Annotated in this window: 15 protein-coding genes and 4 pseudogenes; 13 read left to right on the top strand and 6 right to left on the bottom strand. The window is 65.5% G+C overall.

What is annotated here, in order from left to right; genetic code table 11:
- The first annotated feature begins 62 nt into the window (after positions 1-62).
- The 3 genes from pcaB (at position 63) to ACNANG_RS12440 (ending at position 3,535) form a co-directional block, all read left to right on the top strand.
- On the top strand, positions 63-1,448 hold the full coding sequence (gene pcaB, locus ACNANG_RS12450; protein ID WP_420223204.1) for a 3-carboxy-cis,cis-muconate cycloisomerase: 1,386 nt from the start codon (positions 63-65) through the stop codon (positions 1,446-1,448).
- 14 nt (positions 1,449-1,462) lie between these two features.
- Positions 1,463-2,653 carry a 3-oxoadipate enol-lactonase gene (pcaD, locus tag ACNANG_RS12445; protein ID WP_420227431.1) on the top strand — a complete coding sequence of 397 codons (1,191 nt, stop codon included), beginning with the start codon at positions 1,463-1,465 and terminating at the stop codon, positions 2,651-2,653.
- 99 nt (positions 2,654-2,752) lie between these two features.
- Positions 2,753-3,535, top strand: coding sequence for an MBL fold metallo-hydrolase (locus tag ACNANG_RS12440; RefSeq protein ID WP_420227430.1), 783 nt, complete (start codon positions 2,753-2,755; stop codon positions 3,533-3,535).
- 35 nt (positions 3,536-3,570) lie between these two features.
- Here the strand turns inward: ACNANG_RS12440 and ACNANG_RS12435 are convergent, their stop codons facing one another.
- The gene (locus ACNANG_RS12435; RefSeq protein WP_420227429.1) at positions 3,571-4,521 is read right to left on the bottom strand and encodes a LysR substrate-binding domain-containing protein; all 951 of its coding nucleotides are present in this window, start codon (positions 4,519-4,521) and stop codon (positions 3,571-3,573) included.
- 189 nt (positions 4,522-4,710) lie between these two features.
- On the opposite strand from ACNANG_RS12435, the gene ACNANG_RS12430 reads away from it, so the two are divergent.
- The 4 genes and pseudogenes from ACNANG_RS12430 to ACNANG_RS12415 all read left to right on the top strand — a co-directional run bounded on the left by ACNANG_RS12430 (position 4,711) and on the right by ACNANG_RS12415 (position 9,327).
- The gene (locus ACNANG_RS12430; protein WP_420227428.1) at positions 4,711-5,667 is read left to right on the top strand and encodes a Bug family tripartite tricarboxylate transporter substrate binding protein; all 957 of its coding nucleotides are present in this window, start codon (positions 4,711-4,713) and stop codon (positions 5,665-5,667) included.
- The gene (locus ACNANG_RS12425) at positions 5,664-6,617 is read left to right on the top strand and encodes a hypothetical protein (protein WP_420227427.1); all 954 of its coding nucleotides are present in this window, start codon (positions 5,664-5,666) and stop codon (positions 6,615-6,617) included. Before ACNANG_RS12430 ends, ACNANG_RS12425 begins: the two co-directional genes overlap by 4 nt.
- A gap of 226 nt (positions 6,618-6,843) precedes the next feature.
- Positions 6,844-8,099 (top strand): annotated as a pseudogene (locus ACNANG_RS12420) (malic enzyme-like NAD(P)-binding protein); the annotation flags it as partial.
- Between the two features lie 307 nt (positions 8,100-8,406).
- The gene (locus tag ACNANG_RS12415) at positions 8,407-9,327 is read left to right on the top strand and encodes a CAAX protease (protein WP_420227426.1); all 921 of its coding nucleotides are present in this window, start codon (positions 8,407-8,409) and stop codon (positions 9,325-9,327) included.
- A gap of 33 nt (positions 9,328-9,360) precedes the next feature.
- On the opposite strand, the gene queC is transcribed toward ACNANG_RS12415, so the two are convergent.
- Together queC and ACNANG_RS12405 are read right to left on the bottom strand one after the other, a co-directional pair.
- Positions 9,361-10,059 carry a 7-cyano-7-deazaguanine synthase QueC gene (gene queC, locus ACNANG_RS12410; protein ID WP_420227425.1) on the bottom strand — a complete coding sequence of 233 codons (699 nt, stop codon included), beginning with the start codon at positions 10,057-10,059 and terminating at the stop codon, positions 9,361-9,363.
- Positions 10,060-10,155: 96 nt separating this feature from the next.
- Positions 10,156-11,652 carry an MFS transporter gene (locus tag ACNANG_RS12405; RefSeq protein ID WP_420227532.1) on the bottom strand — a complete coding sequence of 499 codons (1,497 nt, stop codon included), beginning with the start codon at positions 11,650-11,652 and terminating at the stop codon, positions 10,156-10,158.
- Between the two features lie 269 nt (positions 11,653-11,921).
- Here ACNANG_RS12405 and ACNANG_RS12400 point away from each other — a divergent pair.
- Positions 11,922-12,814: pseudogene (locus tag ACNANG_RS12400) on the top strand (LysR family transcriptional regulator).
- Between the two features lie 65 nt (positions 12,815-12,879).
- On the opposite strand, the gene ACNANG_RS12395 reads toward ACNANG_RS12400, so the two are convergent.
- Positions 12,880-14,163, bottom strand: a complete 1,284-nt coding sequence (locus ACNANG_RS12395) for an MFS transporter (RefSeq protein ID WP_420227424.1) — start codon at positions 14,161-14,163, stop codon at positions 12,880-12,882.
- A gap of 134 nt (positions 14,164-14,297) precedes the next feature.
- On the opposite strand from ACNANG_RS12395, the pseudogene ACNANG_RS12390 reads away from it, so the two are divergent.
- The 4 genes and pseudogenes from ACNANG_RS12390 (at position 14,298) to ACNANG_RS12375 (ending at position 18,820) form a co-directional block, all read left to right on the top strand.
- A pseudogene (locus ACNANG_RS12390) lies at positions 14,298-15,094 on the top strand (AraC family transcriptional regulator).
- A 96-nt stretch (positions 15,095-15,190) separates the two neighbouring features.
- Positions 15,191-15,997, top strand: a complete 807-nt coding sequence (locus tag ACNANG_RS12385) for a DODA-type extradiol aromatic ring-opening family dioxygenase (RefSeq protein ID WP_420227423.1) — start codon at positions 15,191-15,193, stop codon at positions 15,995-15,997.
- The gene (locus tag ACNANG_RS12380; RefSeq protein ID WP_420227422.1) at positions 15,997-16,890 is read left to right on the top strand and encodes a LysR family transcriptional regulator; all 894 of its coding nucleotides are present in this window, start codon (positions 15,997-15,999) and stop codon (positions 16,888-16,890) included. Before ACNANG_RS12385 ends, ACNANG_RS12380 begins: the two co-directional genes overlap by 1 nt.
- Before the next feature lie 148 nt (positions 16,891-17,038).
- A complete protein-coding gene (locus ACNANG_RS12375) occupies positions 17,039-18,820 on the top strand; it encodes an ABCB family ABC transporter ATP-binding protein/permease (protein ID WP_420227531.1) in 1,782 nt (593 codons plus the stop codon).
- A 177-nt stretch (positions 18,821-18,997) separates the two neighbouring features.
- Here ACNANG_RS12375 and ACNANG_RS12370 read toward each other — a convergent pair whose 3' ends face one another.
- Positions 18,998-19,657, bottom strand: coding sequence for a bifunctional 4-hydroxy-2-oxoglutarate aldolase/2-dehydro-3-deoxy-phosphogluconate aldolase (locus tag ACNANG_RS12370; protein ID WP_420227421.1), 660 nt, complete (start codon positions 19,655-19,657; stop codon positions 18,998-19,000).
- Positions 19,658-19,724: 67 nt separating this feature from the next.
- Positions 19,725-20,588: a dioxygenase gene (locus ACNANG_RS12365; protein WP_420227420.1), complete on the bottom strand. Its 864-nt coding sequence runs from the start codon at positions 20,586-20,588 to the stop codon at positions 19,725-19,727.
- A gap of 255 nt (positions 20,589-20,843) precedes the next feature.
- Here ACNANG_RS12365 and ACNANG_RS12360 point away from each other — a divergent pair.
- Positions 20,844-22,100 (top strand): annotated as a pseudogene (locus tag ACNANG_RS12360) (putative DNA modification/repair radical SAM protein); the annotation flags it as partial.
- Positions 22,101-22,215: the final 115 nt, after the last annotated feature.

The raw sequence follows: 22,215 nt of genomic DNA, 5'->3' as shown, positions 1-22,215 counted from the left end.
TTCTCCTCCTGGCCACGTCCGGGACGCGTGCTATCGTCCACACGATTCCTCCCCTGCGTGGCTTGCCTCACCCCGTACCCGAATTGCGAGTGGTCTACACCGTGGATGCCCTGAACTCCTTCTTCTCGACACCGGCCCTGCGTTCCCTCTGGACCGATGCCGCCGTGATCGATGCCATGATCCGGTTTGAATCGGCGCTTGCCGCGTCCCAGGCCGAATGCGGAGTCATCCCCGCCAGCGCCGCTGACGCTATCGCCCGTACCTGCGCCACCTTCCGTATCGATCCCTTTCAGCTTGCGACCGAAGCCCGCAACGCCGGCACCCTTGCCATCCCCTTGATGAAAGCGCTCAAGGCGGCGGTCCAGAAAGTGGACCCCGCCGCCGTGGCGTACGTGCACTTCGGCTCCACCAGCCAGGACATCAGCGATACCGCGTTGCTGTGCCAGGCGCGGGCGTCGATGGACGTGCTGGAACGCGACCTTGGCCGGCTGGGCAATGCGCTGGCCGTCCAGGTGGATCGGTACCGGACCACGCCCGTGCTGGGCCGCACCTTGCTGCAGCCGGCCGCGCCGGTCACGTTCGGCTGGAAAGTCGCCGGGTGGCTGGACGCCGTCACGCGCTGCGCGGCAGCCCTCAAGGCGGCGGGCGATGAAGCGTGCACGCTGCAATTTGGCGGCGCCAACGGCACCCTGGCTATGCATGGCGATGCCGCCGGGGCGGTCACGCAGGCGCTGGCCGGCCGACTGGGACTGCGCACGCCTGCCATGTCGTGGCACGGCGCCCGCGATCGCATCGCCCGACTGGGCAGCGAGCTGGCCATTCTGTGTGGCGCGCTCGGCAAGATCGGCCGCGACGTGTCCTTGCTGATGCAATTCGAGGTGGCCGAAGCCTTCGAGCCCACCGGCGAAGGCCGCGGCGGATCGTCCGCCATGCCGCACAAACGCAATCCGGTATCAAGCATGTACCTGCTCGACGCCGCCAATCGCGCACCCATGGTCGCGGCGATCCTGACCGGCGAATTGGCATCCGAACATGAACGGGGACTGGGCAGCTGGCCCAATGCCCTGCCCGTGCTGGCCGACCTGTTCGACCTGGCCGGCAGCAGCCTGTCGGCCGCGGTCGATATCGGCGAAGGCCTGCGCATCGATGCCGAAGCCATGCAGGCCAACATCGACCGTCTGTACGGTGTCGTCTATTCCGAAGGCATTTCGCTGACCTTGTCCGGCAAGCTTGGCCCTGCCGCCGCCGCGCGCATCGTCGAACAGGTGTGCGAACAGGCCATCCAGCAGCGCACGCCGGTCGCCGACCTGCTCAAAGCCATGCCCGACGTGACGGCCGTCCTTGACGACGCCACCCTCGACCGCCTTGCCAGCCCCGCCGCGCAGATCGCCGCCTGCCAGCCCATGTGCGATGCCGTGCTGCGCCAGTGGCGACTTGCCCACCCATAACACCAGGAGATCCCATGCCTCATGCACTCAGCGGCGATGCCCGCATCTATTGGCGCGCCGACGGCGACCGCAGCCTGCCGCCGCTCATCCTCGGCAATTCCATCGGTACCGACTTCGCCGCATGGGACCCGGTCATGCCGCGCCTCATGCGCCATTTCTATGTGGTGCGATACGACGCGCGAGGCCATGGCGCGTCCGACGCACCGGCTGGCGAATACACCATTGCGCAATTGGGCGCGGACCTGGATGCCGTCGCGATCGCGGCCGGGCTCGACCGCTTCGACTACTGCGGCGTCTCGCTCGGCGGCATGGTCGGCATGTGGTACGCGGCCAATCGCCCCGCGCGCCTGCGCCGGCTGATCCTGGCCAACACCGCGCCCAAGTTCGACCCCGCCATCTGGCGCACCCGCATCGCCACCGTGCTCGAAAAAGGCATGGACAGCATTGCCGACATGGCCATGGCGCGCTTTTTCACTCCGGAATTCGTCGCCCGCAACGGCATCGAATTCCAGCGCGTGCGCAACACCTTCCTGTCCATGTCGGCGCCGGGCTATGCCGGCTGCTGCGCGGCCATCCGTGACCTGGACCTGACGTCGTCCCTGTCCGCCATCAAGGTCCCGACCCTGGTGCTGACCGGTGAACGCGACCTGTCGACGCCGCCCGCGGTGGGCCAACAGATCGCCGCCGCCATCGACGGCGCCGCCGTCGTCGCCTTGCCCGCCGCGCACATCGCCGCCACCGAAACGCCCGTGCAGTTCTGCGATGCCGTCATCGAATTCCTGGTCGAGCCGCCGGTGGAAACCGAAGCCGACCGCTACGCCTACGGCCTGGACCGCCGCAAGCAGGTGCTGGGCCGCGAGTACGTGGAACAGCGCGTGGCGTCCGTCACGCCGTTCAACAAACGCTTCCAGGCCTTCATCACCCGCTATGCGTGGGGCGAACTGTGGACGTCCAGCCGCTTCCAGGATGTCGAACGCCGCATGATGGTCCTGTCGATGATGGTGGCGCTGGGCCGCTGGGAAGAATTCGAACTGCACGTGGGCGCCGCCCTGCGCGCAGGGGTCGAAGCGCAGGCCATCGAAGAAGCGCTGGTGCAAGCGGCCGTGTATTGCGGCGTGCCCGCGGCCAACACCGGTTTTGCGCTGGCCGGAAAGATCCTGGCCAAAGCAAGCGAAGACGCGGCCAAGGGTGCGGCAGCGAAGTAAGCTGACCTTGCAGCTGGACTGCCAGAAGGCGCTGCCAGGCGCCTTGTGAACAGGTCATCACAGGGCGCTCGAACGCCCGGATTGACGGAGGAGACATCCATGCAACTCGACGTTCTGATCCAGGGCTACCCTGGCCGCGCAGTGTGTCACGGCGGGCTGGGCTGGAGCACCGTAGCCCTGCTGCGCGGCGGCGGCCGCACGGCGCTTATCGATGTGGGCGCCTTTGGCGTGCGCAAGCCCTTGCTGCGCCAGCTGAATGCCTGTGGCGTCGCGCCTGGCGAGGTTACCGACGTGGTGCTGACCCACGCGCACTACGATCACGCCGTCAACTTCACGCTGTTCCCGAACGCCACCGTCTGGATCGGCGCCGACGAACTGGCGTGGGCCGCCGACCAGCCGCCCGGCTTCAATCCGCTGCCCGAGCTGTACGTGAAGGAACTGTCGACCTCCCCACGCGTGACCCGGCTTCGCGATGGCGACACGATCCTGCCCGGACTGACCGCGATCGCCGCCCCCGGCCACACGCCCGGCCATCTGCTGTTCTACCTGACCGCGTCGGACCTGCCCGTGCTGTTCACCGGCGACGCCGCCAAGAACCGCGCCGAGCTGCTGTCGATGGCGGTGCATGACAGCGACGATCACGCCGCCAGCGTCAGCAGCCTGGACCGCATCTGGGCCGTGTGGCGCAAGGTGCCCGGCACGCTCCTGATCCCTGGCCATGACCTGAGCATGCGTCTGGAGCAGGACACGCCCGTCTATGTCGGCGAGCGCCGCGCGTCGATTTCGGCGTGGTTCAACGAAGACCTGGAATCGCCCGAACTGATCGATCTGTGCGGCGGCCCCGCGGCGGGATGGCTGACGGACAAGGCGCGCGCAGGGTGACGGCGTGACTCAGCGGTAAGGCTACCGGCCCGGGCTCATTCCGGTTCCTGGTTGACGATGTCGACAATCTGCTCGCGTATCCAACGGTTCAACGGCGACGTGTGCTGTCGCTTGGACCAGGTCATGAAGCATTCGATGTCGCGCAGGGGCGCCGGCAGGTCGATCGTCGTCAACGGAAAATGCCGGCCATGCACGCGCGCGACGCGGCTGGGCATCGTGGTCGCGTAATCGGTGTCGAGCAGCACATAAGGCGTGATCCCGAATCCTGACAGATAGGCCGAAAACGCGACGCGATGCGACGGCTTCAACAGCCGGTCGAAGTTGGTCTCCCGGCCATACATCCGCGCGAAGGCGAACCACTGGAAGCGGCTTAGATCGTCAAGGCTCAGCCGCTTGCGATGCGCCATGGGATGCCGGGACGCGACGACACAGACGCGCTTGTCCCGGAACAACGACACACTGTGGAACCGAGGCGGCACATTCGCGAACAGACCTATCGCGATGTCCATCCTTTCGCTGTCCAGATCGTCGGGTTCCACATTTCCGTGCACGGACTGGAAGCGCACCACCAGATTCGGCGCGGCGCGCCTCAGGCGCTCCAGCAAGGGAGCCGCCAGCAGCAATTCGGTATGCGCGCCGGTGCCGATGTTCACGACGCCGGCGGCCCGCGCGGGTTCGAACGCCTCGGGCGGCGCCAGCGCGGTTTCGATGCGAATCAGCGAGTCGCGCACGGTTGCGTGCAGTTCAAGCGCCCGCTCGGTGGGCACCAGCCGCCCCTTGGTCACCACCAGAAGGGGGTCGTCAAGCACCTGCCGCAGCCGCGCCAGCTCACGGCTGATGGCGGGCTGCGTCTTGTGCAGTTGCGCCGCCGTTGCCGTCGCGCTGCGTGTCTTCATCAACGCATCGAAGGTCAACAGCAGATTCATGTCGATACGCCGCAGTTGCGGCAGCCTCGACGTATCGCCAGGGGTATGTGCGCGGATCATGGTTGAAGGAATCTATACCAAATTTGCTATGGACGCATTGCCATCCCGGCATTGGGCGCGGGGATGCGTGCTCGGTATAGTCCGCCGGACCCGGCCGCACTGCGACGAGCCAGGAAATTCTGGAGACTGATGATGTCCGCCATGCTGCGTTGCCCTTTACTGCGTTCCCCTCTACTGCGCGGGGTCGCGATGACCGTTGCCGCGTTCACTGCCACGGTGTCCGTCCTGGCTGCGCCAGCCCATGCCGCGTCTTTCCCGGACCGGCCCGTCACCCTGGTGGTCCCCTATCCCGCGGGCGGCACGCCAGACATCCTGGCGCGCGTGCTCAGTGAACACCTGTCAAAGCGTTTTGGTCAGACCCTGGTGGTGGAAAACCGCGTCGGCGCAAGTGGCAACATCGGCGCGCAGGCAGTCGCCCGCGCCGAGCCGACCGGCTACACCTTGCTGATGTGCGCGTTCGGCTGCGCCGTCGCGCCATCGCTGTACAAGCCCGCACCCTACGACATCGTGAAGGACTTTGCGCCCGTCGTCATGGTCGGGACGGTGCCCAGCGTCCTGGTCGTCAACCCATCGGTGCCGGCAAAGACGCTCAAGGACCTGCTGGCCTATGCCAAGACGCATCCGGGCAAACTCAATTCGGCCTCGTCCGGCATCGGTACTTCGGCGCATCTTGCCACCGAACTGCTCAACACCAAGGCGGGCGTGCAGCTGACCCACATTCCATACAAGGGCGCCGGGCAAGTGGCGGCCGACCTGCTCGGAGGCCAGGTCGACATGTATTTCGACAACCTGCCGGCATCGCTCGCCAGCATCCGGTCAGGCAAGTTGCGCGCACTGGCGGTCGCCAGCGAACGGCGGTCGCCCTCCATCCCCGATGTGCCGACCTTTGCCGAAGCGGGCGTCCCTGATTTCCTGATCACGCCGTGGTTCGGGGTCATGGCGCCGGCCGGCACCCCCAAGGCAGTGGTCCAGACGTTGAACGAGGCTTTCGTGGCCGCCCTGCGCACCCCGGCCGTCAGCGAACGCATGCAACAGCTGGGCGTGGACGTCGGCCCCGGCACGCCCGAGGCCTTGGGCGCGTTCATCGCAGGTGAGGACAAGAAGTGGAAGACGATCATCCAGACCAACGGCATTCGCGTCGAATGACGGAGCACGCCACTGTTCCCTTGCGTCTGCGCGGCATGGGCGCCTTCCACGTCGGCGGGCGCGACGTCGAGCTGTCCGGCCTGCCCGTTCGCGAACACCTGATGGCGGAAGGGGGGCAACCGGTGCGCATCGATCCCAACGGCCGCTATGTGGTCGAACAGATGTACGCCCAGTACTTCCTGGCCGACCCGGACGCGGGGCGCCTTCCCCTCCTGCTCTGGCATGGTGGCGGCATGACGGGCGCGACCTGGGAAACGACGCCGGATGGCCGGCCGGGCTGGCTGCACGAATTCCTGCGTCGCGGCCGCGACGTTTATCTTTGCGACGCGGTGGAACGCGGCCGCTCGGGATTTGCACCGGTGCCGCACGTCTGGCCGGAAGCGCCCGTGATCCAGACCCCCGCGGACATCTTTACGCGCTTTCGCATCGGCACCCGGGATCCGGCCACCGGCGCGCTTTGCCCCTTTCCCGACACGCAATTCCCGGTAGCCGCCTTCGACGCATTGGCACGGCAGATGGTGCCGCGCTGGACCACCACCGACGCCGCCGTACTTGCGGGCTACCTGGCCCTGCTGGAACGCACCGGCCCCGCAGTCATCGTCTGTCATTCGCAGGCAGGGGTCTTTGCCCTGCGCGCGGCGCATGCCCGTCCCGACCTCGTTCGCGCTGTGATCGCGCTCGAACCGGCCAGCATCCCGATGCTGGACACCGCCACCCGCGCCTATGACGTGCCAACGCTGGTCGTACTGGGTGATCACATCGACACCGATGCGCGATGGCCACGCATGGCCGACCGGATCCGCACCTTCGCCAACGCCCATGCCGCGGTGGACATCCTGTCGCTTCCGGACATCGGCATGCACGGCAACTCCCACATGCTGATGATGGATCGCAACAGCCTTGCGATTGCCGGGCGCGTGTCCGACTGGCTCATCCATAAGGGGGTATGAGCGCGCCTTGACGATGTCCCCGCGCAACGCGGCGGGCACCGAAGCAGTGCGGATCTTGGAATTTGCGCAGGCTTTGTCGTGGTTTTTATCGGCATATGGGATAGCGCGTGCACCGACCCGGGGAACCGGGCCGTTGTGCCGCGCTGCAACATGGTTTGCGGCACGCGCCGGCACGTGAAGGCATACAATGCTTTCCTTGTGCCCTTCGGCGATTTACAGATAAGCAATGGACTCCACGCTCTCGGACAAGGCCCTCGCCTACCACCAGTTCCCCATCCCCGGCAAAATCGCCGTGGTCCCGACCAAGCCGCTTGCGAACCAGGAAGACCTGTCGCTGGCGTACTCGCCCGGCGTTGCCGCGGCGTGTGAAGCCATCGCCAACGACCAACAGACCGCGCGCCTGTACACCTCGCGCTCGAACCTGGTGGGCGTGATCTCGAACGGCACCGCCGTGCTGGGTCTCGGCAACATCGGCCCCTACGCGGCCAAGCCCGTCATGGAAGGCAAGGCCTGCCTGTTCCAGAAGTTCGCCGGCATCAACGTGTTCGATATCGAACTGGCCGAAACCGATCCCGACAAGCTGATCGATGCCATCGCCATGATGGAACCGACCTTTGGCGGCATCAACCTTGAAGACATCAAGGCGCCCGAGTGCTTCTACATCGAACGCAAGCTCAGCGAACGCATGTCGATCCCGGTGTTCCACGACGACCAGCACGGCACCGCGATCGTGACGTCCGCGGCCATCGTCAACGGCCTGAAGCTGGCTGACAAGACGCTCGACAGCGTGCGCCTGGTCTGCTCCGGCGCCGGCGCCGCGGCCATCGCCTGCCTGGACCTGCTGGTCCGCCTGGGCCTGAAAAAGAAAACGTGCTGCTCGTCGACTCGAAGGGCGTCGTGTTCGAAGGCCGCGATTCGTCGATGGAATTCAACAAGGCGCGCTACGCCACGTCCAGCACCGCGCGTTCGCTCGCCGATGCCTGCCAGGACGCCGACGTGTTCCTCGGTTGCTCGGCCGGCAAGCTGCTGACGCAAGACATGGTCAAGTCCATGGGCCTGCGTCCGCTGATCCTGGCACTGGCCAACCCCGAACCGGAAATCCTGCCGGAACTGGCCAAGGCCGTGCGCTCCGACGTGCTGATCGCCACGGGCCGTTCGGACTATCCGAACCAGGTCAACAACGTGCTGTGCTTCCCGTTCCTGTTCCGCGGCGCCCTCGACGTCGATGCCATGCGCATCTCCGACGAAATGAAGCTGGCGTGCGTGAACGCGCTGGCCGGTCTGGCCCAGAAGGAAATCCCCGAGCAGGTCGCCAAGGCCTACCCGGGCAAGACCCTGACCTTCGGTCCCGACTACTTCATCCCGACGCCGTTCGATCCCCGCCTGATCAGCGAGATCGCCTCGGCCGTCGCGCTGGCCGCCATGGAATCCGGCGTCGCCCGCCGTCCCATCGCCGACATCGAAGCGTATCGCGATGCACTGCTGAAGAACTTCTCGGCGTAAGCCGGGTGGGCCGCGCGCGTTGCGCGCGGTCTGGTGAATGAAAAAGCGTCCGGTGTTTGCCGGACGCTTTTTTATGGGTGGCGCAGGCATACGTAGATGTCGCCAGGACATTTGTACGCCACAAATGAAATCCCCGGCTCGCGGCCGGGGTGAAATCAGGTCTTACATGATGGGTCGTAGGCTTTCGCCCATTGGAAGCCACCACCAACCTTGCCACGATTTTAGGTTTTCGGCCTGCAGCGGTCAATGACGTCACGCCCGCACGCCAATGCCGAAGGTGCCCGTAATGCCGACCACGCTGCACTACCGACCCGAGCTGATCAACAAACTCATCAGCACTGAACGATTGAACAGCTACCGGCTCGTCTTCCAGCCAGCAAACGACGTTGAACTGATGGGTGTCTACCTCTGGAACGCGCATGTCTGCAGTGCTCTGTACCCATTGATCAGCGCCGTTGAAATCAGCCTCCGCAACGCCATCGATCATGCGTTGACGCGAGACCTCGGCACCTTCTGGTGGTCCAGCACCCAGCTGCGGTACCGCTCCTATCGCGCAGGCGCAGCGTCACCCCGTGCCGTTCAGATCGTGAATGACAACTTCGTCGCCGCGGCCCGGAAATACATTGCGGACACTCGCAAGCGCTACCAGGTTAAAGGACACATCCGACCGACCCATGCAGGCGTGCTGGCAAAAACGGACTTTTCAACCTGGGAGTGTCTTCTGGACGCCGAGTTCATGGGACGCAACTTGATCTGGCCCAGGCATCTGTCTTCCGTGTTCTCCGGACGCTGGCCAACGCAACAGGCCGGTAGTCTTTTGGCGCAGGCTAAAGAGAACGTCGCGACCCTCAGAGACTTTCGCAATCGGCTGTTCCACCATGAACCGGCGTGGAAACGATACGGCGTGCAGGCCGAAGTCGACGCACTGGCTCACCTGCACGAGAAATTGAGCAAGGCAGAAAACCTGCTACGTTTGATCCACCCCGAAAGCCTGAGCTGGCTTGAAATCAACGGGCTTCTGCAGAATGCCTATCGTGCATGCAACGCCGCCGAGATCCGGCGCTTCCAGCACCTCGCCAGGGTCCATCCCATCGGGTCCTTGAATGTGCTGGCTGAATCGGTAGCTCGCTGCCACGAACACAACTGCGTCGTGGCAGCACATCTTGTTGGCGACCCTGCATCCGGCTTTCTTATCGTGCCGCGATAATTCCACAGCGCCGTCGCCGACATATCTCGGCCGTTACGCCGCCGCCCGCCACTTCTCGAACCCGTTCCGGCGCAATTCGCAGGCCGGGCAGGTGCCGCAGCCGTAGCCCCAGTCGAAGCGCTGGCTGCGGTCGCCGTGGTAGCAGGTGTGGGTATGCTCGACCACCAGGTCGACAAAAGCCTGCCCGCCAAGATCGTCGGCCAGGGCCCAGGTTTCCGCCTTGTCGATCCACATCAAAGGCGTGTCGAACGTGAACCGCTGGCCCATGCCCAGGGACACGGCCACCTGCAGGGCCTTGATGGTGTCGTCGCGGCAATCCGGGTAGCCCGAAAAATCCGTCTCGCACATGCCGCCCACGATCACGTCCAGGCCGCGACGGTAGGCCACGGCCGATGCCATCGTCAGGAACACCAGGTTGCGGCCCGGCACGAAGGTGTTGGGCAGGCCGTTCGCGGCCATCTTGATTTCGGTGTCGCTGGTCAACGCGGTATCGCTGATGGCGCCCAGCACGCCCAGGTCCACCATGTGGTCGGCGCCGATCCGCGGCGCCCAGTCGGGAAACTGGGCGCGCATGGCCTCGAGCACGTGCTGGCGCGCGTCGAGTTCGACATGGTGGCGCTGGCCGTAGTCGAAGCCGATGGTTTCGACCACTTCATACCGGTCGGCAGCCCAGGCCAGGCAGGTGGTGGAGTCCTGGCCTCCGGAAAATAGGACGAGCGCTTTTCGCATCATGTGGATGTTCGGTCGGAAAGTGAAGGGAGCACGCCGCGCACGGAAAGCAAGCGCGGGGCGTCTGGTCGCGGCGGACAATCGGGAATTATAGGCAGGTCAATTGCGCTGGCGGGCTTGGCGCAAGACCTGGCGGGCCACCAGGCACGCGGCGATCAGTGCTGCCGCCACAAAAAAGACAAGGCGCAGGCCTGCCGCCACGGCGCCCGGTGACGCAGCCGACGGGTTGGTCGTGGCCGCACCGGACAGGAAGATCGCGCCCATCAACGATGCACCGCTGATCAAGCCCAGGTTGCGTGACAGCCCGAGCGCGCCGCCGACCACGCCGCGTTCATCGTGGCGTGACGAGGCCATGACGGCGGTATTGTTGGCCGTCTGGAATACCGCATAGCCTGCGGTCAGGGTGACCAGAGCAAACAGGTAGCCTGGAACGCCGAAAGATATCGGGTCCGCCGCGAGCAGGAGGCAGCCAGTCAGCATCCCGAGCAAGCCAGCGCGCGTCATGACGGCTGCGCCATGCCGGTCAACCCAGCGGCCTACTGGCGTCCCGAGCAGAACGGCCACGATCGGGCCCGCGGACATCACAAGGCCTACCTGTGCCGGCCGCAACCCCAGCCCGGCCGACAGATAGAAAGGCCCCACCACCAGTGTCGTCATGGCCACGGACGACACGGCGGCGCTGTACGCGAACCCGGCGCCGACGTCGGGGCGCTGGAGGATATCGAGGCGGATCAACGGATAGGCGGCTCGCGTTTCCACCCGGACGAAGGCAATGACGCCGATGGCTGCGGTGACAAGCAGGAGGACCATGGTCCCCGGGCCGCCCGACGTTCGACCCAGGGTCATGGCCAGGGTGTAGGCGGCCAGGCTCAGCGTCAGCAGCAGCATGCCTTGGGCATCCAGTCTTGCGGCGGTAGAGGATCGGGTAGCAGGCGGTGAAGGTAGTACCGAGGCGGAGACGAGCGTGCGTGCGGGGGCGGGTGCGGGTGCAGCGGCAGATGCTGGTGCTGGTGCTGGTGCTGGTGCTGGTGCTGGTGCTGGTGCTGGTGCTGGTGCTGGGGCGAGCGCTGGTGCTGGGGCGAGCGCTGGTGCAGGCAGATACTTCCCTGCTAACCACGCCGCCGATACACCCAACGGCAGCATGACCGCGAACAGCGCAGGCCACCCCCACATCGACAGCAGGAGTCCACCCGCAGCCGGCCCCAGTGCCGTTCCCGTGGCAGACATCGCGCCGAGCAAACCCATGGCGCGACCCGCCGACGCCTTGGGCACCAGGTCGCCGACAAAGGCCAGCGTCAGCGCCATCATGGCCGCCGCGCCAGCGCCCTGCATCGCCCGCGCGATGATCAGTACGCTGAGCGATGGGGCTAACGCGCACAAGCCCGATGCTGCCGTGAACAGCATCACGCCCGCAACGAGCACGCGCCGCCGGCCGAACTGGTCACCCAGCCGGCCTGCCACCACGATCAGCGTCGTCGTGGACAGCAGGTACGCCAGCACGATCCACTGCGCCTGCCCGAACGGGGCGCCGAACGCCTGGGCGAAGGCAGGCAGCCCGACGTTAGCGATGCTGGTGCCCAGCGACGCCAGCAACATCGACAAACACAGGCCAGCCAGGGCGGGCTTGACCCGGCAAGGCGGCACCGGTACGGATCCCGATACCTGCGACTGCCCACCAGACTGCAACACCGAAAATCGACCTATCCAGAACGTTCGCATAAGAACCTTTGAAGCATGCTGCAAGACCAGAAAGTCCAAGATTAAGCAACGTCATGACATGGCGGAAGCCGCATGATCCGAACGTCATAGATGCATGGAACGCCATGTCACTCCCCAGGCGACCGGCACCGTGCTACCTTGCGCACATGTCCCGCCCCGATCTCAATCTGCTGGTCACCCTGGATGTGCTTCTGGACACAGGCAATGTCGCGCGCGCCGCCGAACGCCTGGGCCTGAGCCCGTCCGCCATGAGTCGCGCCTTGGCCCGTCTGCGCGCCACCACCGGCGATCCGCTGCTGGTCAGGGCCGGCCGAGGCTTGGTGCCGACGCCACGCGCCATTGAACTGCGCACGCGCATCGGCCCGGTCCTGCGCGATGCCCACGCCGTCCTGCAGCCCGACAAGGTATTGAATCTGCCCCAGCTGGCGGCGGCCTTCACGCTACGGTGCAGCGAAGGATTCGTCGAAACGTTCGGGACGGCGTTAATTGCGCGGGTGGCGCGGGATGCCCCCAGGTGCGGTTGCGCTTTCTGCCCAAGCTGGATAAAGACAGCACGCCGCTGCGTCAAGGCGACGTGGATCTGGAAACCGGCGTGATCGGCCGGGACATGGGGCCCGAAGTGCGCGCGCAGCGGCTGTTCGCCGACCGCTTGATCGGCGTCGTGCGCCGTGGGCATCCGCTGACCGGACGCCGCATCACCACCACCCGATATGCAGCCGGGCAGCACATCCTGGTCTCGCGCCGTGGCCGGGACAGCGGCCCGATCGACGACGCGCTCAGCCAGGAAGGTAAAACGCGCCACATCGTGACGACCGTGGGCGGCTATGGCGCAGCGTTGGCCCTGGCTGCCGGTTCGGACCTGATCGCCAGCGTTCCCGACCGTCACACCAGTTCGATGCGCAGTGGACTGACGAGTTTTCCGCTGCCGTTCAAGATGCCCGGCATGACCATCTCACTGTTCTGGCATCCCCGTATGGACGCCGACCCGGCACATCGCTGGCTGCGCGCCTGTGTACGCGAGGTCTGCGCGGACACATAGACGGATGCATGAAAAACGCCGGGCAAGCCCGGCGTCGATGTCCCCACGACAGGCAGCGAATGCCTCTACCGCGCCGCCGCCGCCTTCACCTTCGCCCGTCCCACGTCCGGCAGCAGAATCGTCAGCATGCCCAGCAAGGGCAGGAAGGCGCACAGGTGGTACACGAACTCGATGCCCTGGCTGTCGGCCACCTTGCCCAGCACCGCGGCGCCCAGACCGCCCATGCCGAACGCAAAGCCGAAGAACAGGCCGGACACCGTGCCGACCTTGCCGGGCATCAATTCCTGCGCAAACACTAGAATCGCCGAGAAGGCCGAGGCCAGGATCAGGCCGATCACGAAGCTGAGGACGCCGGTCCAGAACAGATCGGCGTACGGCAGGATCAGCGCGAACGGCGCGACGCCCAGGATCGATCCCCAGATCACACGTTTGCGGCCGATCTTGTCGCCGATCGGACCGCCCAGGATGGTGCCCAGCGCCACGGCGGCAAGGAACAGGAACAAATGCATCTGCGCGTTCTGCACGCTGACGTTGAAGCGGTGCATCAGGTAGAACGTGTAGTAGCTAGTGAAGCTGGCCATGTAGAAGTACTTGGAGAACAGCAGCGTCAACAGCACGGCCATGGACCCGATCACCGCATTGCGGCTGACGGGCGATGCAACCACCGGGCGGGCGCGCGCCTTGTTGCGGCCCGACAGGTGCTGGTGCTTGTACCAGACGCCCACCTGCCACAGGATGAGCATGCCGGTCAGCGCGGCAAGCGCGAACCAGGCGACGCTGTCCTGCCCGCGCGGGATGATGAACCAGGCCGCCAGCAGCGGCCCCATGGCGCTGCCCGCGTTGCCGCCGACCTGGAAGATCGATTGCGCCAGGCCATGCCGTCCGCCCGACACCAGCCGCGCGACGCGCGACGATTCCGGATGGAAGATCGACGATCCCATCCCCATCAGCAAGGCCGCCACGATCAGCACGCCGTAGTTCGGCGCGAACGCCAATGCAAGCAGGCCCGACAAGGTAAAGCCCATCCCGACGGCCAGCGAATACGGTTTGGGATGCTTGTCGGTGTACAGCCCGACCAGCGGCTGCAGCAGCGATGCCGTGATCTGATACGTGAGCGTGATCAAGCCGATCTGCGTAAAGCTGAGGTTGAACCCGCTTTTCAGCAGCGGATAGATCGCCAGGATCAGCGATTGCAGCATGTCGTTCAGGAAATGCGCAAAACTGATCGCGCCAAGAATGCGAAAACCGGTGCGCTCGGCGGCGGGGGCCGTTGCGGGCGGAATCGATGCCGCGGTGGAAGCCGCCGGCAAGGGCGTCGTCGTGGGAGAGGTGGGAATGCTGGATTGCATGGGCGTCTCGTTCTGAAGGGTGCCGGCGTTGGGCCGGTCGACATCCCGTGGACTGGTCGAGTACCGGGAATACGCGTAGCCTACTCGTCAAGCTACCGCCTGTCTTGCGAGATTCTGGCGAAACCCTTCGAGAAATGGACATGGACGTCTCCCCTCCCAGGTACACACAGTTCGACCGCAGCGCCTTGCCCGTCACGGCCATGGCGACGGATTTTCCGAATGGGCACAACACCGGTCACCACCGTCACCCCAATGCGCAATTGATCCATGCGGTGCATGGCGTCATGGTAGTCAGCACGGAACAGGGTCTGTGGGTGGTGCCCCCACGCGCGCCATCTGGATGCCGCCCGACATGCCGCACCAGCTGCGCATGGTGGGCGAGGTCAAGATGCGCGCGGCGTTCATCCGGCCCGACGCCAGCCCGCACCTGCCGACGCAGTGTTCGGTGATCGGCATTTCGCCGCTGCTGCGCGAACTGATTCTGGCGGCAATCGATGTGCCGCTGCCCTACTCGCCCGACACCCGGGATGGCCGGCTGATGCGCCTGCTGCTGGACGAGCTGCGCCTGGTGCCTACCCTGCCGCTGCATTTGCCGCACCCCACCGACCCCCGTCTGCGTCTGATCGGCCAGACCCTGACCCGAGAACCGCACGACCGGACGACAGCCGCCGAATGGGCGGAACGGCTCGGCGTTGACCCGAAAACCATTCACCGTTTGTTTTTGCGTGAGATGGGCATGACCTTCGGGCAATGGCGCCAGCAGGCGCGGCTGCTGGCGGCGCTGGAGATGCTGGCCTCCCAGGCCAAGATCGTGGACGTGGCGCTGGAGCTGGGTTACGGCAGCCCCAGTGCGTTTGCCACCATGTTCAAGCGGCAGTTCGGGGTGGCGCCCAGCGCGTTCTTTGTGGAGACGATGGCGGGTCGGCCGTAGCGTGATCATCAACTCGCAGGAAACGATACCTTCCCTTTCAGGCCATTGATGCACTGTGGGTACACGCCTATATTGAAGCCATCAAGGAGATGCAACATGCCTGACGCAACCACCCGGCTTCCCACGTTTTTCATTCCCCACGGCGGCGGTCCCTGTTTCTTCATGGACTGGCCCGGCAATCCGCGCATGTGGGACCGCATGGCGGACTTCCTGAAACGCCTGGCGGATTCGGTAGGCACCCGGCCCAAGGCCGTGCTGGTCATTTCCGGCCACTGGCAGGAAGACGCGTTCACCGTCAACGCGGGCGAAGCGCCGCCCCTGCTGTTCGACTATTACGGATTTCCGGAACACACGTATCGGCTGACCTATCCGGCGCCCGGGTCGCCCGCGGTCGCGCAGCGAGTGCAGGAACTGTTGGCTGCCGCGGGCCTGCCCACCGGCGTGGATACCCAGCGCGGTTTCGATCATGGCGTGTTCGTGCCCTTCAAGCTGATCTACCCCGATGCCGACATCCCGGTCGTGCAGCTGTCCATGAAGAACGGGCTGGACCCCGACGAACACCTGCGCGCCGGCGAAGCGCTGCAGGCATTGCGGGAGGAAGGGGTCTTGATTGTTGGCAGCGGCATGAGCTTCCACAATATGCGCGGCTATACGCCCGCATTCCATGCGGCGTCGCGCCGGTTCGATGACTGGCTTGCCACGGCGGTGGCCCTGCCGCCGGCGGAGCGCCGCAATGCGCTGGTCCATTGGGAAGCCGCGCCCGATGCCCGAGCGACCCAGCCGCATCCGGATCACCTGCTGCCGCTGATGGTCGCCGCGGGCGCGGCAGGACAGGACCCGGGGGAAAAGGTCTTTGAAGACGAAGTCATGAACGTCGTTGTATCCGCCAGCCGCTTCGGCTGATGGACACCCTGCTCAGCATGCGCGTCTTCCGCCAGGTGGCGGAGGGCGGGAGCTTTGCGGATGCCGCGCGGCGCATGGGGCTGTCGGCGGCGATGGCGAGCAAACACGTGGCGCATCTCGAACGGCATCTTGGGTCGCGGCTGCTCAACCGCAGCAGCCGTCACGTCAGCCTGACCGAAGCCGGCGCGGTGTATCTGGAACACTGCGTCGACGCGCTGGACCGGCTGGACGAAGCCGAAGCCACGCTGGGCCGCAGCGGCGCCGAACCGTCCGGCACGCTCAAGATCACGGCGCCGGTGTGGTGCGCCAACGCGCGGTTCGCCGCCATGCTGGCGCGGTACCGGCAACGCTATCCACGGGTAGTGATGGACCTGAGGCTGACCAATCACAAGATCGACCTGGCCGAGGGCGGCTTCGATGTCGCCTTGCGCGCCACCAACCATGACTTGCCGTCCTTGATCGTGCGGCCGCTGTGCAAGCTGCGGTTCTTCCTGGTGGCCAGCCCCGAATACCTTGCCCGGCACGCGCCTGTCGTGTCGCCGTCCGACCTGGCGTTGCATGACGCCGTGCTGCCGTCCTACCTGCCCTCGGCGCAGCGAATGGCCTTGACAGGCGCCGAGGGCACGACCACCGTCCAGTTGAAGGCGGCCATGAAATCCGACGACTCCACCTTGACGCATCAAAGCATCCTGGCGGGAGTCGGCATCGGCTACCTGCCGGAATGGCAGATTGCCGATGACCTGGCCACGGGTGCGCTGCAACGGGTGCTGCCCGCCTATGCGGCGGCCTCGGTCACGCTGTATGCGGCCTATACCAGCCGCAAATTCCTGTCGCCCAAGGTACGCACCTTCATCGATTTTTTCAGCGAGGCGTTTGGCGGCCCGCCTGCATGAGCCCGTCAACAGGCGTATCGTGCGCACTATCGATCCCTGGAAGACTGGTTTGACTGCACCTGCAACGAAGGCCGCCAACGCGCCTGCCACCCCGCCCGGCGCCCCGGCGGCCGCCGTACCCGACACCCCCGCGCGCCCCAAGGGCGGACTGGCCACATTACGCACCCTTGCCCCCTATCTCTGGCCGAAAGGCGCGCCGTGGCTGCGCGTCCGCATCGTCGTTGCCGTCTTGCTGCTGATCGCGGCCAAGGTCGCCAACATCTACATTCCGATGTTCTACAAAGCGGCCGTGGACGCGCTGGGCGCGAAGGACGCGGCGTTGATCGTCGTGCCGCTCGGCGCCATCCTGGCCTACGGCGGCGCGCGCGTGTTGACGCTGATGTTCTCGGAACTGCGCGACGCCGTCTTTTCCAAGGTGGCGCAGCATTCGATCCGCGCGGTCGGCCTGAAGGTGTTCCGGCACCTGCACGCGCTGTCCTTGCGCTTCCACCTTGCGCGCCAGACCGGCGGCCTGACACGGTCGATCGAACGCGGCACGAAAGGGATCGAGACACTGCTCTCGTACATGCTGTTCAACGTGCTGCCAACCCTGTTCGAAATCGCGCTGGTCACCGTCATTCTGTGGCGCATGTTCGATGGCTGGTTCGCCCTGGCAACGCTGGTCACCGTCACGTTGTACATCGCGTACACGCTGCTGATCACCGAGTGGCGCACCAAGTTCCGCAAGCAGATGAACGAAACGGACTCGGAAGCCAACACCAAGGCCGTCGACAGCCTGCTCAACTACGAGACGGTCAAGTACTTCGGCAACGAAGCGCACGAAGCCCGCCGCTACGACGGCGCGTTGCAGAGCTATGAGCGCGCGGCGGTCAAAAGCCAGACCAGCCTGTCGCTGCTCAACGTCGGCCAGGCCGCGATCATTTCGGTCGGACTCACGGTCATCATGTACATGGCGGCGCGCGGCATTGCGGCGGGCCGGCTGACCATCGGCGACTTCGTGCTGGTCAACACCTATCTGCTGCAGCTGTACCAGCCGCTGAACTTTTTCGGCTTCGTGTACCGCGAGATCAAGCAGTCGCTGATCGACATGGACCGCATGTTCGAACTGATGGCGGTCGACTACGAAGTGGCCGACAAGCCGGGCGCACCCGCGCTGGCCGTGACGGGCGCGACGCTGGAATTTCGCGACGTGCACTTCGGCTATGACCCGCGCCGCGAGATCCTGAAGGGCGTGTCGTTCACCGTCATGGCGGGCAAGACCACCGCCGTGGTGGGATCATCGGGCGCAGGCAAGTCGACGCTGAGCCGCCTGCTGTTCCGCTTCTACGACGTGGACCGCGGCGCGATCCTGATCGACGGGCAGGACATCCGCGACGTGACGCAGGGCAGCCTGCGCGGCGCGATCGGCATCGTGCCGCAGGACACCGTGCTGTTCAACGACACCATCCTCTACAACATTGCGTACGGCCGCCCGGGCGCGTCGGTGGAAGAAGTCGAGAACGCCGCGCGGCTGGCCCATATCCACGACTTCATCCTGGCCATGCCCGATGGCTACAAGACCGTGGTCGGGGAACGCGGATTGAAGCTGTCGGGCGGCGAAAAGCAGCGGGTTGCGATTGCGCGGACCATCTTGAAGCAGCCGGCCATCCTGCTGTTCGACGAGGCCACCAGCGCGCTCGACACGCATACCGAACGCGAGATCCAGAACAATCTGCGCGAGGTCAGCCGTGGCCGCACCACGCTGACGATCGCGCACCGCTTGTCCACCATCATCGACAGCGATGAGATCATCGTGCTCGACGCAGGCACGGTGATCGAACGCGGCCGCCATCATGAATTGCTGGCGGCGGGCGGACGTTACGCGACCATGTGGCGGCGTCAGCAGGAAGCGGCGTACGCGGCGCCGAAACAAGAACTGGGCGTGGTATAGCGAACCACTTGGAGATGACCAGGCCTGCAGGTGACCTCACTGCGGGTGCGCTTTGCAGATGCGCTTTACTGCGGGTGGCCTTCCTGCGGGTGCCCTTTACTGCGGGTGCCCTTTACTGCGGGTGCCCTCTACTGCGGGTGCCTTTTCTGCAGGTGCCCTTTTTCCTGCAGACGCCCTTTACACGACGCCAGCCTCGCCCAGCACCTGCCTGACCTGCGCCACCAGCGCATCGGTGTCCTGCCGCGCCAGCGCGTCCTTGTCGTACAGATTGCTGCCGATGCCGACCATGTCGGCGCCCGCCGCGAAGTACTGCGCCATGTTCTCGCGCGACACGCCGCCCGTGGGGCAGAACACGGTATCGCCAAACACGGCCTTCAATGCGGACAGGTGGCCCGGCCCGCCCGAGCTGGCCGGGAATACCTTGACCACATCGGCGCCGGCCGCGCGTGCGGCGATCACCTCGGTCGCCGTGAACGCACCCAGCATGCTGATGGCGCCCGCCGCGGCAGCCAGTTCCGCCACGTCGGGCACCACACCCGGCGCAACCAGAAAGTCCGCGCCGGCTTCCAGGGCCAGACGCGCCTGATCGGCATCCAGCACGGTGCCCACGCCGATCAGCACATCGTCACGGCCGGACAGGCGGCTGTCGGCGCGGGTGGCCTGCAGCACGTCCAGCACATTGGGAATGGTCCATGTCAGTTCGATGGCGCGGCAGCCGGCGCGCAGGGCGACCTGGGCGGCATACAGTGCGGTCGCGCTGTCGTGGTATCGCAAGACCGGAATGACGCGGGCGGCGCGCAACAGGTCCCAGCGTGGCAAGGTGGCATGGGTCGGCATGTCGGGATCTCCAGCGGGAACGGAAGGACCTAGCATAGCCCACCGTCTCCGCCGACGCGCCCGACGTTCAGGCCGGTTGCAGATGGAAGTCGAAGTGCACGCGGGTGTGCTTGCCCGTGACGCCCAGCGACGCGACGTCGTCGGTGCGATCGGTCGGATCTAGTTCCACGATCAGGCCGTCGCGGGTGGCAAAGGCAAAGTCGTCCTGCAGATAGGCGTCACCCGGAATGTTGATCTGCGTGGTCAGCGGACGCTGGCCGTCGCCGGTGACCAGAAAGTGGATGTGCGCGGGACGCTGGCCATGACGGCCCAGGCGGTCCAGGATCTGCTCGGTCGGGCTGCCGGGCGGCACGCCATAGCCTGACGGCACCAGGCTGCGGAAACGGTAGCGACCCTGGGCATCGGTGCGCAGGCGGCGGCGCAGGTTGAATTCGGATTGCGTGGGGTCGAAGTGCGAATAGCCGCCCTTCGAATCGGCATGCCAGACGTCCACGATGGCGTTGGCCAGCGGCTTGCCGTCGGCGCCGTACACCACGCCGTCCATCACCAGCGTTTCGCCCACGTCGGTGCCGTCGTCCAGACGCGCTTCGTAGTCGCTCAGCGGCGCGTTGGCCACATATAGCGGACCTTCAATGGCGCGCGGCGTGCCGGTGGCCAGGCCGGCGCGTTCGTCGGCCTGATCCGCCAGAATGTCCAGCAAACGGTCAAAACCCAGGCCCGCCGTCGCCAGCCCCACCTGTTGAGCGGCACCCAATTCATTCAGCCACTTGACCGCGGCCCAGAACTCCGCCGGCTGCACATTCAGTTCTTCGATCGTCCGAAACAGGTCGGCCACAATACGGTTCACGATCTCACAGGTGCGGGGGTCGCGCTCGCCCGTCTGGGCTGCTTCAAGCGTGGCAAGCAGGTCTTTGGGGGAATATTCGGCCATGCGGGTCTCCTGGCAGTTGTCGGGCTTGTTTTGGGCACTATTTGCGAGTGTCTGCCCGGCGTTCCGATCCGTCCAAGACTGATGGAGTGCTTCTCCATACCTTCCGGGTATGCCAACTGTGGATCGCGCAGGGCGTGAGGGTATGTAAAACCCCGAACTATCGCTCTTCAGAAGCGTCTGATAAAGGCCCGCAAGCGCAGCCGCCGGTTGCAAAGTGTAGTGGCGCGGGCCCCTCAAGGACTGTATATTCGTACAGTGGAAACGATCAAGAAACTGGCCATTCTGGCCGACGCGGCAAAGTACGACGCGTCCTGCTCCTCCAGCGGCACCGAAAAGCGCAATTCGGTGGGTGGCCGCGGCATCGGCTCGACCGAAGGTGCCGGGATTTGCCACAGCTATGCCCCCGACGGGCGCTGTATTTCGCTGCTCAAGATCCTGCTGACCAACTACTGCATCTACGATTGCCTGTACTGCGTCAATCGCGTCACCAGCAATGTGTCACGCGCGCGATTCAACGTGCAGGAAGTGGTGGACCTGACGCTGGACTTCTACCGGCGTAACTGCATCGAAGGGCTGTTTCTCAGTTCTGGCATCATCCGCAATCCCGACTACACCATGGAACAGGTGGTGGAAGTGGCGCGGATCCTGCGCGAAGACCACGATTTTCGTGGCTATATCCATCTCAAGACGATTCCCGACGCCAGTCCCGAACTGCTCGAAAAGGCCGGCAAGTATGCCGACCGCCTCAGCATCAACATCGAACTGCCGACGGTGGACGCGCTGCACTCGCTGGCGCCGGAAAAAGACGGCGCCGCGATTCGCCGCTCCATGGCGCGGCTGCGCATCCATATCGATGACGCCAAAGAAGCGTCCAAGCCCACCCAGCCCATGTCGATGGCAGGCGTGGCTCCCTCGCGCGTCAAGCCCGTGCGCTTCGCCCCCGGCGGCCAGAGCACCCAAATGATCGTGGGCGCCGACGCCGCCGATGACCGCACCATTCTGACCACCAGCGCCACCCTGTACGGGTCGTACCGGCTCAAGCGCGTGTATTACTCCGCCTTCAGCCCGATCCCGGATTCGTCCAACTCCCTGCCTCTGAAAGCGCCGCCCATGGTGCGCGAGCATCGCCTGTATCAGGCGGATTGGCTGATGCGCTTTTACGGGTTTGCGCACGACGAAATCGTGCCGACCGGCGACGGCATGCTGGCGCTCGACATCGACCCCAAGCTGGCCTGGGCATTGGCGCACCGCGAGCAGTTCCCGGTGGACCTGAACAGGGCGCCAAAGGAAATGCTGTTGCGCGTGCCCGGCCTGGGCGTCAAGACGGTGCTGCGTCTGCTGCAGACCCGCCGCGTCCGGCGGCTGCGCACCGACGATCTGTTGCGGCTGCACGTGCCGCTCAAGAAGGTCATGCCTTTCGTGTCCGTGATCGATCACCATCCAGGCAAGACACTGGACGCCGCGAACCTGGCGCAGCGGCTGCGCCCGCCTCCGGTGCAGTCTTCGTTGTTCGATGCGGCGGCAGGGGTCGACATGAACGAGGCCCAGGCGGCCGCGGCCGCGGCGATGCCAGCGTTGCCGGCCGGGATGGCGGCGGCGGCAGTGGATCTGGCGGGCCTGGGCTCGT

Origin of the sequence: Pigmentiphaga litoralis (assembly GCF_048632615.1) — a bacterium.
Taxonomy (GTDB): Bacteria; Pseudomonadota; Gammaproteobacteria; order Burkholderiales; family Burkholderiaceae_B; genus Pigmentiphaga; species Pigmentiphaga litoralis_B.
Note: the sequence above shows the minus strand (reverse complement) of the source record. Positions and strands in the feature narration are given on the sequence as shown.